The organism is Streptomyces tendae (genome assembly GCF_014650435.1).
GTDB lineage: Bacteria > Actinomycetota > Actinomycetes > Streptomycetales > Streptomycetaceae > Streptomyces > Streptomyces tendae.
Genome location: NZ_BMUY01000016.1, coordinates 65,908 through 80,700, shown reverse-complemented (window position 1 = coordinate 80,700; position 14,793 = coordinate 65,908). Strand labels below are relative to the sequence as shown.

At 69.0% G+C, this 14,793-nt stretch carries 14 protein-coding genes and 4 pseudogenes; 14 read left to right on the top strand and 4 right to left on the bottom strand.

Annotation, left to right across the window (positions count from 1 at the left end):
• Positions 1 to 15 precede the first annotated feature (15 nt).
• Positions 16 to 996: pseudogene (locus tag IE258_RS33375) on the top strand (IS481 family transposase); the annotation flags it as partial.
• Positions 997 to 1,461: 465 nt separating this feature from the next.
• On the opposite strand, the gene IE258_RS41455 reads toward IE258_RS33375, so the two are convergent.
• Positions 1,462 to 2,022, bottom strand: coding sequence for a hypothetical protein (locus tag IE258_RS41455; RefSeq protein WP_229892580.1), 561 nt, complete (start codon positions 2,020 to 2,022; stop codon positions 1,462 to 1,464).
• A 121-nt stretch (positions 2,023 to 2,143) separates the two neighbouring features.
• Between IE258_RS41455 and IE258_RS42205 the strand changes: the two genes are divergently transcribed.
• Entirely contained in the window at positions 2,144 to 2,392 is a 249-nt protein-coding gene (locus IE258_RS42205; protein WP_444545806.1) for a hypothetical protein, read from the top strand.
• A 168-nt stretch (positions 2,393 to 2,560) separates the two neighbouring features.
• Here the strand turns inward: IE258_RS42205 and IE258_RS33360 are convergent, their stop codons facing one another.
• Positions 2,561 to 3,517, bottom strand: a complete 957-nt coding sequence (locus IE258_RS33360) for a LysR family transcriptional regulator (RefSeq protein WP_189749494.1) — start codon at positions 3,515 to 3,517, stop codon at positions 2,561 to 2,563.
• Positions 3,518 to 3,681: 164 nt separating this feature from the next.
• On the opposite strand from IE258_RS33360, the gene IE258_RS33355 reads away from it, so the two are divergent.
• The 3 genes and pseudogenes from IE258_RS33355 to IE258_RS33345 all read left to right on the top strand — a co-directional run.
• The gene (locus IE258_RS33355; RefSeq protein WP_030871568.1) at positions 3,682 to 4,197 is read left to right on the top strand and encodes an SRPBCC family protein; all 516 of its coding nucleotides are present in this window, start codon (positions 3,682 to 3,684) and stop codon (positions 4,195 to 4,197) included.
• A gap of 28 nt (positions 4,198 to 4,225) precedes the next feature.
• Positions 4,226 to 5,179 carry an NmrA/HSCARG family protein gene (locus tag IE258_RS33350; RefSeq protein WP_030871566.1) on the top strand — a complete coding sequence of 318 codons (954 nt, stop codon included), beginning with the start codon at positions 4,226 to 4,228 and terminating at the stop codon, positions 5,177 to 5,179.
• Between the two features lie 69 nt (positions 5,180 to 5,248).
• Positions 5,249 to 5,892, top strand: a pseudogene (locus IE258_RS33345) (NAD(P)-dependent oxidoreductase); the annotation flags it as partial.
• A gap of 26 nt (positions 5,893 to 5,918) precedes the next feature.
• On the opposite strand, the pseudogene IE258_RS33340 reads toward IE258_RS33345, so the two are convergent.
• Positions 5,919 to 7,314 (bottom strand): annotated as a pseudogene (locus IE258_RS33340) (Tn3 family transposase); the annotation flags it as partial.
• A gap of 748 nt (positions 7,315 to 8,062) precedes the next feature.
• On the opposite strand from IE258_RS33340, the gene IE258_RS33335 reads away from it, so the two are divergent.
• The 6 genes and pseudogenes from IE258_RS33335 to IE258_RS42115 form a co-directional block, all read left to right on the top strand.
• Positions 8,063 to 8,260: a hypothetical protein gene (locus tag IE258_RS33335; protein ID WP_229892578.1), complete on the top strand. Its 198-nt coding sequence runs from the start codon at positions 8,063 to 8,065 to the stop codon at positions 8,258 to 8,260.
• Positions 8,260 to 9,147 carry a sigma-70 family RNA polymerase sigma factor gene (locus tag IE258_RS33330; RefSeq protein WP_189749608.1) on the top strand — a complete coding sequence of 296 codons (888 nt, stop codon included), beginning with the start codon at positions 8,260 to 8,262 and terminating at the stop codon, positions 9,145 to 9,147. The genes IE258_RS33335 and IE258_RS33330 overlap by 1 nt, the downstream gene beginning before the upstream one ends.
• Before the next feature lie 11 nt (positions 9,148 to 9,158).
• Positions 9,159 to 9,983 carry a hypothetical protein gene (locus IE258_RS33325; RefSeq protein WP_189749492.1) on the top strand — a complete coding sequence of 275 codons (825 nt, stop codon included), beginning with the start codon at positions 9,159 to 9,161 and terminating at the stop codon, positions 9,981 to 9,983.
• Positions 9,984 to 10,019: 36 nt separating this feature from the next.
• Positions 10,020 to 10,277, top strand: a complete 258-nt coding sequence (locus tag IE258_RS33320) for a hypothetical protein (protein ID WP_229892576.1) — start codon at positions 10,020 to 10,022, stop codon at positions 10,275 to 10,277.
• Positions 10,274 to 10,645, top strand: coding sequence for a fic family toxin-antitoxin system, toxin component (locus IE258_RS33315; RefSeq protein WP_189749490.1), 372 nt, complete (start codon positions 10,274 to 10,276; stop codon positions 10,643 to 10,645). Before IE258_RS33320 ends, IE258_RS33315 begins: the two co-directional genes overlap by 4 nt.
• Positions 10,597 to 10,722: pseudogene (locus IE258_RS42115) on the top strand (hypothetical protein); the annotation flags it as partial. The gene IE258_RS33315 and the pseudogene IE258_RS42115, both read left to right, overlap by 49 nt.
• A 103-nt stretch (positions 10,723 to 10,825) precedes the next feature.
• On the opposite strand, the gene IE258_RS33305 reads toward IE258_RS42115, so the two are convergent.
• The gene (locus tag IE258_RS33305; RefSeq protein WP_189749489.1) at positions 10,826 to 11,911 is read right to left on the bottom strand and encodes a hypothetical protein; all 1,086 of its coding nucleotides are present in this window, start codon (positions 11,909 to 11,911) and stop codon (positions 10,826 to 10,828) included.
• 198 nt (positions 11,912 to 12,109) lie between these two features.
• Here IE258_RS33305 and IE258_RS33300 point away from each other — a divergent pair, with 198 nt between their 5' ends.
• Genes IE258_RS33300 through IE258_RS33290 form a run of 3 tightly spaced genes read left to right on the top strand, consistent with a single transcriptional unit; the run spans position 12,110 to position 14,742 of the window.
• Positions 12,110 to 13,750, top strand: a complete 1,641-nt coding sequence (locus IE258_RS33300; protein ID WP_229892575.1) for a hypothetical protein — start codon at positions 12,110 to 12,112, stop codon at positions 13,748 to 13,750.
• Between the two features lie 44 nt (positions 13,751 to 13,794).
• A complete protein-coding gene (locus IE258_RS33295) occupies positions 13,795 to 14,481 on the top strand; it encodes a hypothetical protein (protein WP_229892574.1) in 687 nt (228 codons plus the stop codon).
• Positions 14,482 to 14,490: 9 nt separating this feature from the next.
• A complete protein-coding gene (locus IE258_RS33290) occupies positions 14,491 to 14,742 on the top strand; it encodes a hypothetical protein (protein WP_189749488.1) in 252 nt (83 codons plus the stop codon).
• The last annotated feature ends 51 nt before the right edge of the window (positions 14,743 to 14,793 follow it).

Here is a 14,793-nt window from a genome sequence, read left to right as displayed (position 1 = left end):
GCTGCAGAGGTGCATGTGTCCCATCCCAATGCACGGTTGACCGTCCATGGCAGACGCCTCTTGATCGAGCGAGTCCGCGCGGGCAGGCCCGTCGCCCACGTCGCCGACGAGATGGGCATCTCCCGCACCACCGCTCACAAGTGGGTCCGGCGCTGGCAAGCCGAGGGCGACGCAGGCTTGTATGACCGTTCCAGTCACCCCCTGTCGACACCGCACCGCACCCCCGCCGACGTTGAGACACGGATCTGCGAGCTGCGGCGCGAGCGCAAGCTCGGCCCTGCGCGCATCGGACCGATCCTGGCCATGCCCGCCTCGACGGTCCACCGCGTCCTGACCCGCCATGGCCTGAACCGACTGCGATGGATGGACCGGCCAACCGGCCAGGTCATCCGCCGCTACGAACGCGAGCATCCCGGTGAACTGGTCCACGTCGACATCAAAAAACTCGGCAACATCCCCGACGGCGGCGGCCACCGGATCATGCCCCGCCAGCAGGCCGCCCCCAACCGGCAGGCCACGACCGACGCACGCAGGGGCGGCAGCCCCGTGATCGGCTACAGCTTCGTCCACACCGCCATCGACGATCACTCCCGGCTCGCCTACAGCGAGGTCCTGACCAACGAACGAAAGGAGACGGCGGCCTCCTTCTGGGAGCGAGCGAACGCCTTCTTCTCCGCGCACGGCATCACCGTCGAGCGCGTCCTCACCGACAACGGCTCCTGCTACAGATCCCAACTGTTCGCCCAGACGCTCGATGCCGCGGGGATCATCCATAAACGCACGCGGCCTTATCGCCCGCAGACAAATGGCAAGGTCGAGCGCCTGAACCGCACCCTGCTCGACGAATGGGCGTACGTGCGCCCGTACTCCAGCAACGTCGAACGCACCGAGGCTCTGGCCGACTTCCTCCATACCTACAACTACCACCGGTGCCACACCGCGCTGGATGGCCGGCCACCCATCAGTCGCGTCAACAACCCTGCGGGTCAATACAGCTGTGGTAGCCGAGAGCGTCGGCAACGACGGGAGCGGGCAGTTCGAGGAGCTGCTGGCGGATGGCGGCGCCACGTGCTGCGGCGGCCGGGATCCCGGCCTCGTTCAGGAGCGCGGACAGGTGGTCGGGGCGGGCTGGCTGTCCTGCCCGGCGGCCCGGGAAGAGCCATCGGGAGGCGGGGTTGGTGGCTGTGTTCATGTTGTCGCGGTTCGCAATGTGCTCCAGCAGCAGAGTGGCGACCGGTGCGGGAACGGGTGAGGCGGGTTCGCCGAGCCGTAGCAGCACGGTGCCGCCGTCGTGGATCACGTCTTCGACGCTGAGCCGGACGATGCGGCTCACGGGCTGCGCATAGAGGAGCACGATGACCCCCGCGACACGCAGACGTACCGGAATCTCCGTGTCGGTCAGCAGTCGGCCGAGGGCGTCGAGGCGTTCGTCTTCGCTCAGTGCGGCCCGCCGGGAGACCTTCATCGCGGGGATGGACAGGGAGCGTGGGCAGTTACGGGTCTGCATGGCCCAGCTGAGAGAGCCCTCAGGCAGGTGTGGCCGTGTTCGCTGCTCTCGGCCCACCAGGCGTCGATGTCGATCTGGCCGCAGGACGCGAGGCTGTTGTTGCGTTGGCCGAGCCATTGCAGGAAGGCGGTCGCGTACTTGATCTGTTCGGCGGCGAACCTCCGGACGCTGGGTGTGATGTGGCTTCGTTCGGCGCGGGCCCGCAGCCGCGGGAGGACGCGCCAGGTCGCGAAGAGCCTGATCGTTTTGACGTGTTCGGGGTCGGTGATGCCGGCCAGATGCCCGGGAAGCCAGCGTTGGAAGGAGCAGAGGTACTTGTCGACCGTAGGCAGGACTCCGCTGGTCATCAGGAGTTCTTCCAGGTGAGCGGCGGTTCGCCAGGGCTGGAGCTCGTGGAAGGCGTCGTGGGTCAGCGAGATCTGGCCGAGGCCGAGCTGTTGCAGCAATCGGGAGGCGTTCGTCGGTTGGCTGCGGCGCATGGCCAGCCAGGCCAGTCCGCTGCTGGGCTTGTCCATCGCCACCAGCAGGTTGAACAGTGGGACCAGCGCGGGACGGATGCGACCGGTGCCGTCGTCCAGGAGCGCGGTGAGGCGGTCGCTGAGCGTGCAGCGCTCACACAGCCGTCCGCCCAGGAGCTTGCCCTCGAAGCCGCAGCGTGAGCAGTCGAAGGTTCGGGAGAAGCCGGCGCAGGTGGTGCCGATGACGGCCGCAGCCTCCAGGACCTCATCAGCATGGTCGCCGAGCTGCGCCGATGAGTTCGCGGATGAACTCCGCGAGCGCGGCGAAGACGTGGAAGACGAGCCGACCGCCGGGGGTGGTGGTGTCCAGGTTCTCGTGCAGCGACGTGAAACCGATACCGCGCTTTCAGAAAACCTCGTTTTCTGAAGATCCGCCCTCGCCCCGCGGACGGCGCGAAGGTGCTTGCCGCCGAGCCGCTCGTCCGCACCGAGATCAAAATCGGGTACGCCCGGGTGTCGACCGGCGGGCAGAAGAGCTGCTGCGGTGTCCTCATGGCGCGTGCTGCGTCGCCGTGTGCGGCGGGGCGCGTTGCGGCTACCAGGTGCGGGCGGCTTCCTGCAGTCGTTCGCGGACGCGCGACACGTCGGGGTTGGCCTCGGCGCCGGGGTGCTGGAGCAGGAAGAGCGTGTTCAGGGGAGCCTCTTCCGGGTCATGCAGGGTGGCCAGGCGGCCGGCGTCGAGGTGCTCCTGGCACAGGGAGCGGGGCAGGACGCTGTAGCCGGCGCCGGCGTTGACCGCGGAGAGGACGGCGTAGAGGTTGGGAACAGTGATGGCGGCGCGGGCGGTGTGCTGCTTTGCGAAGACGGTGCGCCAGTAGCGGCGGATGATGGGCAGGTCTTCGGCGTAGGTGACCATCGGGACCTCGCGCAGGGCGGCACACAGGTCACCACTCTGCGTGTGTCCGCCGACGTGCTCAGCCCAGGCGGGGGCGGCGACCAGGACATACTCCTCGTCGGTGAGGGGGACGGACTCCCAGGTGCGGCCGCGGGGGTGCCGGGTGGCGATGACGAGGTCGTGGCGGCCGGCACGCATCTCCGCGATGAGCGGTTCGGGCAGTCCCTGGGTCACCCGCAGCTGGACGCCTTCGGTGACGAGCGGGGCCAGGGCCGGCAGGACCCGTACGCACAGCAACTCCGAGGGGCCTGCCAGGTGCACCGGTCCGGCCGTGGCCGCGGTGTCCTCCAGGGCGGCGAGCGCGTCGAGTGGGGCGGCGATCCGTGCGGCCAGTTCGTGGGCGTGGGGGGTGGGGTCGACCCCGCGCGGGAGGCGGGTGAACAACTCGCGCCCGGTCTGCTGCTCCAGGGTGCGGATCTGCGCGGTCACCGTGGGCTGGGACAGGCCGAGCCGGGGGGCGGCAGCAGTGAAGGAGCCGGTGCGGTGGACGGCGAGGAAGGTGCGCAGGAGGTTGAGGTCCGCGTGCGGCGGAAGCTGCGTGCCGGCGGTGGCGGGCGCGGGGGTCTCCTGGCCCGCGGCGCGCGTCTGGTTCTTCATGAGGAAAGAGTAGCCGTTCCATCAATCGGAAATTCGATATCCATCATCGGCGCACCTATTGGTATGCCGATGGATTGCGGGTCTACCTTCGAAGACGTCGCCGAGTGGCGGCACACTCCTCCGGCCGAGACGCTGGAGCTCTTCCCGCCCGTGAAAGGCCCCGCATGACCACGCAGAACGCGATCACCTGGCCCGAGCGCTACCTCCCCGGCACCGGCGACAACTTCGTCTCGAACGAGGTCATCGTGACCGGCCTCACCGCCGTCCAGGTCTGGCGCTTCTTGACCGACACCTCCGAGTGGGAGGGCTACTACGACAACGTCGCCGACATCTCCTTCCCCGAGGGCGGCGGCCCGCAGCTCAAGGACGGCCTCGCCTTCAGCTTCGGAACCTTCGGCTTCCCGCCCCTGGCCGCGCTCGTCACCGAGTTCCTGACCCCGGCCGACGGCGTTCCCGGCCGCCTGTCGTGGACCGCGAAGCAGGACGGCACCCCCGAGGAGCGGCTCGACGTGCTGCACGCCTGGCTGGTCGAGGACCTGCCCGGCGGCCGGGTCCGCGTCCTCACCCAGGAGACGCAGATCGGACAGCCCGCTGCTGCGCTGGCCGACGAGCGCCCGAACCCGATGCTCAACGGCCACCAGGCATGGCTGGACGGACTGATCAGCGCCGCCCGCGCCTGACCCACGGCATACACAAGAGGAGTGCACGATGCCTGAGACCAGTAAGCCGTTGATCGTCGTCGCGGGTGCCACCAGCAAGCAGGGCAGGAGCGTCGCCACGTCCTTGCTCGAGAGCGGCAGTTTCCGCGTGCGAGCCCTGACCCGGAACGCCGATTCTGCCCAGGCCCGAGGCTTGGTGGGGATGGGGGCGGAGATTGCCGAGGTTCCCCTCGCGCCGGGCCACCAGCGCGAGCTCGTGGACGCGTTCGGATCGGCCGAGGGAGCTTTCCTGATGACGCCGCCCCTCCTGCCGCCCGACTCCGAGGAGTACCTCATCGGGAGCCAACTTGCTGATGCCGCAGCCGAAGCCGGGGTAGGTCACGTCGTCTTCAGCACCCTGGAGAACGTCGAGGAGAGGACGTCGGGCACAAAATGGGCGCCGCACTTCACCGACAAGGCGCTCGTCGCCGAGCACATTCGGACTCTGCCGATCGCGCACACCTTCGTCTCGCTCGCGTTCTACTACACCAATGCGCTGGAGTATTACGTCCCGCACGTCGACGGTGACACGGTGGTCATGCCCTTCTACTTCCCCGAGGACTTCCGCGTCCCGTTCGTGGACCCGCTCACCGCGGCCGGCCCCGCCGTTCTGGAGGTGTTCTCCAACCCCGACACCTACCGCGGCGCCTGGCTTCCGGTCGTCGGTGATCTGATCTCCCCGGCCGAGATGGTCGAGACGTTCTCCCGTGTTACCGGACTCAAGGCCGAGTACCGCAACGCCTACACGCGCGAAGGCCTTCTGAAGTACTTCCCTGAGCTGGGCGTGAACCCTTTGGCAGCCGACGAGACTATCGGCATGGTCGAGTACGCGGTGGAGTTCGGATATTTCCGCGGCGACCGCGACCTCCAGTGGAGCCGACGCATCGATCCCAACACGCTGACCTGGGAACAGTTCGTCCGCAACACCGGCTGGCGCGGGGAGCGGGTCGCCTTCGGCAGCTAGACCCAATCATCGACGAGATTGGAAGCTGCGAGCCGTACTGCCCTACCGGAACCTACACCGAGCAGGACGGCACTGCGCCCAGGCACCGCCCGGGTGCAGTCCACCACCGTGGGCATCGACGACATCACCGCGCTCGGCGCCCTGGCCGATGAGCTGGGCCTGGTCCTGTTCGACGCGCCCGTCTCGGGCACCCGGGCCCCCGCCGAGGCCGGACAACTGCTGATCCTGGCCGCGGGTCCCGAAAAACACCGCCCGTCGGTGACGCCTGTCCTGGATGCTGTCGGTGCCCGCACCGTGTGGACCGGCGAGGACGCCGCCGCCGGGACCAGCACCCGGCTCAAGCTCGTCGTCAACAGCTGGGTCATCGCCGCCTCGGTCGCGGCCGGCGAGATCGTGTCTCTCGCGCAGAGGCTCGGCGTCGATCCGCGCAGCTTCTTCGACCTCATCGCGGGCGGCGGCCTCGACATGCCCTTCCTACAGGCCAAGGCCGGGCTCATCCTCAACAACGGCCTGGCCCCGGCTCAGTTCGCGGCCGGCACCGCGGCCAAGGACGCCCGCCTCATCGTCGAGGCGGGAGCACACGCCACGGCATACGCCTCGACCTGGTCGCCGCAAGCGCCGAACGCCTGGAGCGCGCCGCCGCGCGGGGCCACGCCGCCGAGGTCCTGGCCGCCGCGTACTACGCCGGCTTCGACGAGCAGCCGCCCGCCTGACCGGTCCAGGACGGTGCGCCGCAGGTTCAGCCCTCGCCCTCGTCGTCCTCGACGGCATCCGGGTCCCGGAAGGGGCGCAGGCCCCGACCGGGACCGCTGGCGGTGATGTTGAACAGGTAGCGGCCCAGGAAGTTGATGTGCCGGTCCTTGAGCGGGGAGAGGCGGGCGACGTCCTCGTCCTTGATGTCGTGGCCCTCGGCGCGGAGCTGGGCGACGGCGGCATCGAGGTAGCGAGTGTTCCACAGGACGACGGCGTTGAGGACCAGGCCGAGGGCGGCGAGCTGGTCCTCCTGGCCTTCGCGGTACGCCTGCCGGATCTGCCCGCGTCCGCCGTGGCAGATCGCACGGGCCAGACGGTGGCGGGATTCCTGCACGGTGAGCTGCCGATTCATCAGGCGGCGGTAGGTGTCGTCGACCGGGTCGACGACGGCGAGCAGGTGCATGGTCTTGTCGATGCGCCCGTACTCGGCGAACGCGGCCCCGAGCGGGGTGGGGTGGCCCTCGCGGCCGAACATCCGCAGCAGGTCGTAGGCGCGGAACTGGTTGGTGATGAGCGATCCGGCCACCCGGAGCATGTCCGGCCAGTGCGCCTCGATCCGCTTCAGGTTCACCTTGTTGCAGGCCACGGCCTGAAGAGGCCCGTACCCGGCGGCTGGCGCTTCGCCGTCGGGCAGGTCGGCCCGCCAGAACCGCTGGTCGGCCAGGTCGCGGACGCGCGGGGCGAAGCGGAAGCCGAGCATCTTGTACAGGCCGAACGCCATGTCGGAGTACGAGGCATTGTCGGTCGCCACTATCTCCGGCTTCACCCCGCCATCGAGGTTCAGCAGCGTGTCCAACGTGTACAGGCTGTCACGCGGGGTGCCGCGCGCGCACGACCATCGCGCCGATCCCGGCGACCTGGTCGTTGACGGCATTGAGCCAGGTCACACCCCTCTTGTAGCCGTAGTACTTGGGCGAGGGGCCGGTGTTGATGCTCTTGACTGGGACGACGAAGCGCAGGCCGTCGACGGAGGCGAGGAGCCCGCCGCCCCACATCTGGGCCAGCTCGATGGAGGACTGGGCGGTGATGAGCGCGGCGTTCGCCGCGGCGATGGTGTCGGCGCGTGCGTAGTTCTGGTCGACGTGGGACAGCCGCGAGCGGGTCAGGGCCTTGTTGTTCGGGTCGATGACCGGGGTCAGGCCGATGTTGCAGCCCTGCGCCACCAGCAGCGCGACCAGCGAGACGAGCAGGTCCTCCATGCGCGTGCGCCGGTCGGAGACGTGGCCGAAGGCGTCGAGGAACCCGGTCCAGGAGTGGACCTCGAACAGCAGGTCCGGCAGGTCGATCCTGGGGAGCATCGCCTCGGTGGTGGCCTTCAGCCAGGTCAGGGACTCCGGTTCGCCCACGGCGCCGAGCTTGTCCACGGACAGGCGGGCGCGTCCGCCGCCCTCGGGGACGACGACTTCCACCTTCGCGTGACCAGATCACTAGGCCCGGACGGGCAGCGCCACCGTCGCCAGTGCGCGCCTGCTGGCCCTCTGACGGCGGAGAGGACTTGGGGCGAGCTGTCGTCCGCCACGCGGCGAGCGCTCCAGGGCCGAACGGCGAGAGACAGTCTGGCCGTACTCCAGCAGGTGCTCGAGCGCGTCGAACTCGCCGGCACGCAGCGGGAGTCCGATTGGTCGGGTCTGCGAGCAGCGAGGGGCCGAGGGCGTGGTCGCGGTAGGCGGTGGCCGGGGCCTGGGTGAACCGCTCGGTAGTCAGTCAAAGGGCAGTCGTCGCGGCCAGGTGCACGAGGCCGAGCGCCGCCAGCACGGTATGAAACGTGCGGCCCCCTCTTGGGTTGATCTTCAGCACAGGGGGCCGCACGTGAGTGCGGCGTCGAAAGTGGCGCCCGTGCCTCCATGATGACGGATGCCACAGCGTCGAAGAGCAGAAGTGACGTATCCGCCCCAAAGTGCTGAACTCTCGGGTTTCCGGGTCCGTGGGCGGGGTGGCGGTGGGTAGCGCGTCGTGGCGTACGGGCTCATTGTTCCGTAACTCCATGATCACGTGGCGTGTGCGGTTGTGCGGCAGGCATGCTGACGTTCCTTCCTGACGGCGCTTCAGCACCGCTGTCAGGAGGGGCTGTTGAGTGCGTTCCGCCGAGCAGAAACAGAGTTGGAAATGCCCCGTACGAAGGTGGTGACCGTGGCAGTACTGGCCGCGGTCCTCACGTGGAGCACGGTCATGATCGTGCTCGGACACGCGGCCGCGGCCGCGGTCCTTCTGCCCTCGCTGGGCCTGATCGTCCAGCAGATCGTCCAGGCCCTCACCATCGCTGACGGCCCCGACCAGACCGAGCCCTCCGGTACGACCGGGCCCGACGGGCCGGAGGCCGCACGGTGATGCCGCCCTCCGGCCCGGCCCAGCCCCCGCCGCTTCAGGGCGCGGCCAGACGCGGCCGGCGCCCCGCGCCGATCTCCCCCCAGGCCGGTCCCTCCCACCGAGCCTGGCTCGAACCCGTCCGCTCCGTCCTGTTCGCCAGCGGCCTGACCCTCGACGACCTCGTCGACCGCTCCGGCTACTCCAAGACCCGTATCAGCGAACTCCTGCGCGGCAACGGCTACTACCCGCCCTGGGAGATCACCTTCAGCGTCAGCCACGCCCTGGATGTCCCCACCTCGCCGCTGCGCCGACTGTGGACTGCGGCCGCAAGGGAAGCCCGCAAGGACAACGACTGGATCCGGAACTGCATAGATCAGGTCGCCCACGACGGCGACAGCCCGCCCCTGCCGTACCGGGCCTTCACCGAAGCCATGCGCCCCGACTACAGCGACTACGCCCGCGCCTTCCTCCTGACCGACCAGCGGGCCCACTGGGTCGTCTGCGAGGCCTTCGACATCCTCTGGCTCCGCTGGAGTGAAGTCGCCGCCAGCGCCAACCTGAACCACTACGCCTGGCAGCTCTTCCGCGCCCGCGTCATGCTCCGCGCCGCCCGCCACGCCGACGGCCGCCCCGACCTGCGCGCCGCGGTGTTCTCCACCCACGAGGTCCGTGGCAGCGACAACGCGCCCGGGCACTTTATGGCCCTCACCGAACTGATCGAACTGTTCGATGCCCTTACCCGCCTCCCGGACGCCCAGATGGATCTCACTGTCCTGCATTACCTCTGCGGCACCCCTGCCGCCCGCATCGCCCACATCCTCGGCATGGCCCCCGCACTCACCCACGCTGTCGACCACCACGCTCGCGCCACCCTCGAGACCCTCCTCAACGCCCCCATCCCGGAGTGATCCCGCTCGTCATGACAGCCATCGACCACCTCCTCGCCCGAGCCCGGCTCCACGACCAGCCCGACGTCCCCGAGGACACCGTCCCCTACGAAAACGCCCCCTACCGCGCCAATCCAGCCCCCGCCCCGGCCGCAGGACCGGAGGGCCAGGACCGTGCCGCCGTGCGGCAGCTGCGCACCCTGTGCGAGACAGCCGTCAGTACCCTCACCAGTGACGCGCTGGACTTCCTCACCGACCAGGTCCCCGACTTGCACACCGCCTGGCTCCTCGGCTGCACCCTCCACGTTGCTGGCATCGAGCATGGCGCCCGCTTCTGGTGGCAGTACGCCGCCGGCGACGGCCACTCCGCGGCCTGCTACTGCCTCTCCTTGCATCACCTCGCGCGCGGTGAAACGCACGCTGCCGCCTTCTACCAGCAGCAGACCTACCAGGACGGGACGCCGGAAAACGACAGCCTCACCGTCGCCGGCACCTGCCCGCCCCGCAACATCAGCTTCGATTCCAGCGTCCCTACCGTCCTGCGCATCCTCAGCCACCTCGCCGCCACCGGCCCAGGCCGACGCCGCCTGCACCGCATCGACGCCCTGACCAACTACGTCGCCGACACCGTCACCCGCCACTACACCCGCCACCCCAGCGTCGAGTTCCCCATCCCAGAGCCCCAATTTGCCGACCGGGCCGCCTGGCTCCTGACGGCCACCCTGCCCTGGCCCCGCCGCGCCAGGCCCCCCCGAGGCATTGAGCCCACCCTCCCGTCCCGTCGCTCGCCCCGCCCCGCGACCAACCCGTCCGGGGGCTCTGCCTCAGAAGAGGGGATGACTTCCGCAGCGCGCTGATCGACACGCTTGCTACCACCCTGCTACCATGAGGAAATGGCACCCACGAAGAAGCAGACACAGGTCCGCTTGGCAGAGGGCACCCTGGAGGCCGGCAGGGCCGCTGCACGCGCCCGCGGACTGGACTTCAACAAGTACGTGGAACGGCTGATCATCGAGGACACCACCGGTGCCCGCGCCGCCGGCATGGCCGCAGCCCAGCGGCTCATCGACGAGCACGGCTCATTCCTCGACGACCTGGAGCATCAGCTCGACGCCCCGTACGCCGACTCCAAGCCGGGCGTTGCCGCGTGATCCTGCACGTTGACGAATCCTGGATCCTCGAAGTAGCAGAACGGGCCGGCCACCGGGACCCGTCTGCCGACGACTACGGCCTTCCCATCGCAGCCGTCGCCCGCCACCGCGGCGAACTGCTCGACACCCCCGTCTACGACGGTGCTTACGCCCGTGCCGCCGCCCTGGTCCACACCCTGGGCCGCTGCCGCTGGCTGGAACGCTCCAACCTCACCGTCGCCTGCGCCGCCGCCGTCATGTACCTCGAGGCCAGCAATATCCCGGTCAACCCCACCCGCGAGCAACTCACTGCGCTCGCCCACGAACTCAACAACCCCCGCTGCACCGCCGCACGCATCGCTTCCTTCCTGCGCACCTGGAAACCCTGACCCCTCCCGACCGTCTGCCGCCGCTGCCGCGCGGCCTTGAGGTCGCGGGCACCGTCGACGCGCTCGGCGAGGGCGTCGACGGCGTCCAGATCGGCGATCGCGTGTTCGGCCCGGCCACGTTCGACGGCCCGACGGCCAGGCGCCGCCGAGCTGCAGAGCCGACGTCCTGGGACGCCAGTGCTAGATGTTGCCCTCTTCGTCGCCTTGGCGTTCGAGGTCCTGGTCGAGAGCGCGCAGCAACGCATGGGCGAGCAGCAGGGAAGGCAGGACGAACTCCGGGCGGTAGGAGTCGGGCGAGGCACAGTGTGCTCCGAGGTGGCGGTTGAAGGTGTCCTGCGTCGCGCCGCCGGCGAAGGCGTTCCGCATTCCCGTCAGCACCAGATAGTGCTTGAACTGGCGGAACGTGAGTCCGCCCCAACCGTCCGCCTGGTCCAGAGCGCTGGCGATGGTGCCGTGGTGCCCGGCCTTTGTGTACGTCGCTTGAGGGAAGGATCGTCTGATCCAGGCGTTGCCGTGCCACTTCATCGCGGTCTCCAGCACGTTGCCGGCCAGTGCCTGGGCGCCGTCGCCGAAGCCGGCCCGCGCGGTGCGCGTGGCCCGGCTCAGGATGGTGACCATGTCGGTGAGCGCGGGATGGTCCACTGCCTGAAGGCTGGTGTCGATGTCGTCGAGAACGTCGTCGCGGCGCTCGGCGAGGAGCGCGTTGCGCTCCTTTCGCGTACTGAGAAGAAGGAGTGCCTGGACGATCTCGGTCCGCGGCGCCCAGCCGAGGGAGAACCCATCGTCCTCACCCAGTTCCAGGATCGCGTAGAGATCCTTGGAGTCAAGGTCGGTGAGGTTGGAGGGGAGGAAGGCTGCGGCTGTCGTTGCTAGCTGATCCAGCAGGGTGCGGGGGAGCGAAATGCTGCGTAGGACGTCGTCGATTTGGCTGTGCCAGTCGTAGACGTCGCGAAGGTCGCGTTGGAGCGCCAGCACCGGCGCGGTGATCCCCCGGGTCTGCCGCTGGGCGTCCAGCACCGCTCGCCGCATGGCGTTCGCTGGGCCCATGACGCTGTCGACAGACCAGCGGGTGGACTCCAGCAGCGGGATGTGTCGTCGGACGGGTGCCAGTATCTGCTCGACCGAGTCGTACCAGGCATGGGTCTGCCGGACCGTTTCGATGACGCCGGACAGGTCTATGCCCGCGCTGCCGCCCCAATGGCGAGTCGGTTCCACGTCAGGGCCTTCGTCCGCAGCAGCTGCGTCCGTGGTGTCTTCGTCGTTCATGCGCCCATGATCCCGATCCGGCCACCAGCGAGCACCCACTTTCTGCGCGAGCCCAGCCCGGCGACGCCCTCTCGTGCCCCGACCTGGGCTGATATTCAGCCAATTGGTATGCGCTTGGGTATCTCGCCCCGGGGACCGTCCTCATCGTCCTAGCGTTGTGCCAGGTCGTTTCGACTGGCGGTCGACGGAGGACACGCGGTGGCAGTTCATGGCACGGAATACCGGATGTGGGCGGATCTGGCCGGACGGGACAACCTGCCCGCGGCCGCATTGCCCGCGATCGTCGAGGGACTGCTGCCCGACGGGCCGAAGCTGGAGCCGTGGCAGAGCGACGTCTTCAAACAGGCGCTGCCAAAGCTCCTGGCACGACTGGAGAACCAGCCGCGGCGGGACCAACTTCTCGCGATGGCCGACGCCGGCACCATCGGATTGCTGGCCCGGCAGGGAATGCTGAACAGCCAGGATGTGGCCGCAACCCTGGCCCGTGGCGGCACTACTCCTGAGCTGGTGGCCGACCTGGCCCGGGACGACACCCATCGCCGGGTGGTAACAGCTCTCCTCGACCAGATGTCGTACGGTGAGTTGCTCTCCGCCGGCCTGGCGTCCGAGCGGCCCCGCCTGGACGGCACCCACCTGCAACTCCCGCAAGAGGACCGCTGGTTGCTGGATGCGCTGATCCGTCGGGGCCTCTCTTTGGTGACAGCCGAGCTGGCAGCATTCGGCGCGGCCAACCGGACCGCCCCGCGTCAGGCCGGCCGGTACTGGGAGCCGGAGGGATGGCCTGCGTACGAAACCCTCGCCATGCGCGTGGAACGCGTGCCGCAGCAATGGCCCGACCTCGTCGAAGACCCGGCACATGGCCAGGCCGCCCGGCACCTCCTCCTGGACTGCATGGACACCGACAAGCTCGGCGACGACCTGCTGCGTGCATGTCTGCCGGCCCTGTGCCTGCCCGAGTGGGCAGAGCTGCCCCTGCCGCAGCGCAGCCAGAGACGGCGCCTGGCACGGATCGCCGACCGTGTCGCACGGCACCCGCGGCTTCAGGAGCTCGCCGCTCCCGGCCTGCAGGAGACCGTGGCCACCATCGTCAAACGAGGACGGCTGCTGCACGCCGCACAACGAGACGACCGCAACCCCTACAAGGTGCCCGCGCTCGCCGGAGACATGGCCATCACCAGCAGCGACGCCGGCAAACTGGCCCAGCTGGTGGACCTGGTCGTCGCTCTGCCGCGCCCCACCGCGGTACACCGGCTGTCCTCCTTCGACGGTTCGGCGCCCACCCCGAAGGAGATGCTGAGCAGCGACACCCGTGTACAGGCACTCGCCGCTCTGGCTTGCAACCCCCATCTGAACCAGGACCTGATCACCGGCGTACTGGACCAGCTGCACCCGGTCGAAGTGCAGTGGCTGAGCACCTACGACGAGGTGCCGGCCTGGCTACGACAGGCCGCCGGCGCATACGCCAACGCTCACCCGGACGACGACCTGCCGTACGTGGTGTCGGACGACGAACTGGATGCGGTGACCGACCCGGAGGCCGTGATGCAGGGCTGGCTCGACGCCGTCGCCCAACACCAGGGCGCGTTCTTCCACCAGGTCGAGTACGCCGTCCTGCATTCGCGTCACCGCACCGAAGCCTTGCTGCGTCAGCTCCCGGCCGACACCGTCCTCTCCTGTCACCAGGAGCCCGTGGCTGTGGAGGCGCTGCTGCGGATCTGCGGGGACGACGCGGACCGGTGGCAGGCAGTCCTGCGAGATCTCACCGCCAGGCCGGACTCGGACGAAACCTTCGGCCAGTTCCTGGACCGGCACAGCGCCAGACAACCGGTCACGCACTGACCAGCTGAACTCAGACGACAGCGATCCCAGGGGAGGACAGACAGTTGACGTTTCCACAGTTCACCGTGCGGGGGCCGATCACGCAGCTCGAGGTGGAGGCGCTGAGGTCCCTGTACACCGCGAGCCTGCACCTGCGGCAGGAGTACGCCGCGGCGGTCAACAGGACCCTCACCCACTACCGGCTCGGTGACATCGCCGAGGACAACGCCCGTGGCAAAGCGTTCACCCACCATCACGACGTGCTCCGGCAGATGGCCAGCGCCGCGGACCGGTACGAGCGCGACGTGGGGATGCTCGCCTGGCGGCATGCCAGTGCCGCCGTGCGACTGGGCACCCGCGTTCTGGAACGCCTCGTCCACGGCCAGGCGCCGCTCGGCGTCGGTGAAGTGGCCGCACTGTGCGACGAGCCGACCCTCGGCGAACTGCGGACCACCCTGTCCACTCCCGCAGACACTCTCGTGCCACATCGCGACCAGCTGATCAAGGAGCACCAGGAGAAGTCACGCAGACAGCTTCTGCAAGCGGTCGAAGGCGTCTTCTCCGACGCCGCCCACCTCGACGACCGGCACAAACCGCTACCGGACGACGTCGTAGCCGGCTTCCGGCTGACACAGGTCAGCCCACCCGACATGGACCCCCTGTACGAAGGCAGGCTCGAGCAGCTGCTCAGCTACGCCGAAGGCCTTCCGCACGAGATCAGCGTCCACCTCGAGCACACGACGGGCCGGTAGGAGACCGACATGGCGTACGAGGATTGCACGTACCACGGCACCCAGGACGGCCCGGCGAGCGACAGCAGCGACACGGAGGAGTCGCAGCCGGCCCGGATCCTCGTCGAGAAGCCCGAGTTCGGCCCACCGTCACGGCAGGCCGTGACTGTGCTCCGTGAACTCACGGAACCGGAAACCAGCGGATTCCGCTGGAGCTACTCCAGCGACTTGGGGCGTCGGTACAAGGAACGGCGCTTCCTGCGGCAGCAAGTCGGCCGCTGACGGCGCCCGACGGCGGCAGCGTCGGCCGGACACAGGACGGCCCCTCTGCCT

What these genes read in the sequence shown, in the direction of transcription:
- IE258_RS41455 (WP_229892580.1), bottom strand. Translation starts at nt 2,022, where the DNA reads ATGGACAAGCCCAGCAGCGGACTGGCCTGGCTGGCCATGCGCCGCAGC.
- IE258_RS33360 (WP_189749494.1), bottom strand. Translation starts at nt 3,517, where the DNA reads ATGAAGAACCAGACGCGCGCCGCGGGCCAGGAGACCCCCGCGCCCGCC.
- IE258_RS33355 (WP_030871568.1), top strand. Translation starts at nt 3,682, where the DNA reads ATGACCACGCAGAACGCGATCACCTGGCCCGAGCGCTACCTCCCCGGC.
- IE258_RS33350 (WP_030871566.1), top strand. Translation starts at nt 4,226, where the DNA reads ATGCCTGAGACCAGTAAGCCGTTGATCGTCGTCGCGGGTGCCACCAGC.
- IE258_RS33330 (WP_189749608.1), top strand. Translation starts at nt 8,260, where the DNA reads ATGCCGCCCTCCGGCCCGGCCCAGCCCCCGCCGCTTCAGGGCGCGGCC.
- IE258_RS33325 (WP_189749492.1), top strand. Translation starts at nt 9,159, where the DNA reads ATGACAGCCATCGACCACCTCCTCGCCCGAGCCCGGCTCCACGACCAG.
- IE258_RS33320 (WP_229892576.1), top strand. Translation starts at nt 10,020, where the DNA reads ATGGCACCCACGAAGAAGCAGACACAGGTCCGCTTGGCAGAGGGCACC.
- IE258_RS33305 (WP_189749489.1), bottom strand. Translation starts at nt 11,911, where the DNA reads ATGAACGACGAAGACACCACGGACGCAGCTGCTGCGGACGAAGGCCCT.
- IE258_RS33290 (WP_189749488.1), top strand. Translation starts at nt 14,491, where the DNA reads ATGGCGTACGAGGATTGCACGTACCACGGCACCCAGGACGGCCCGGCG.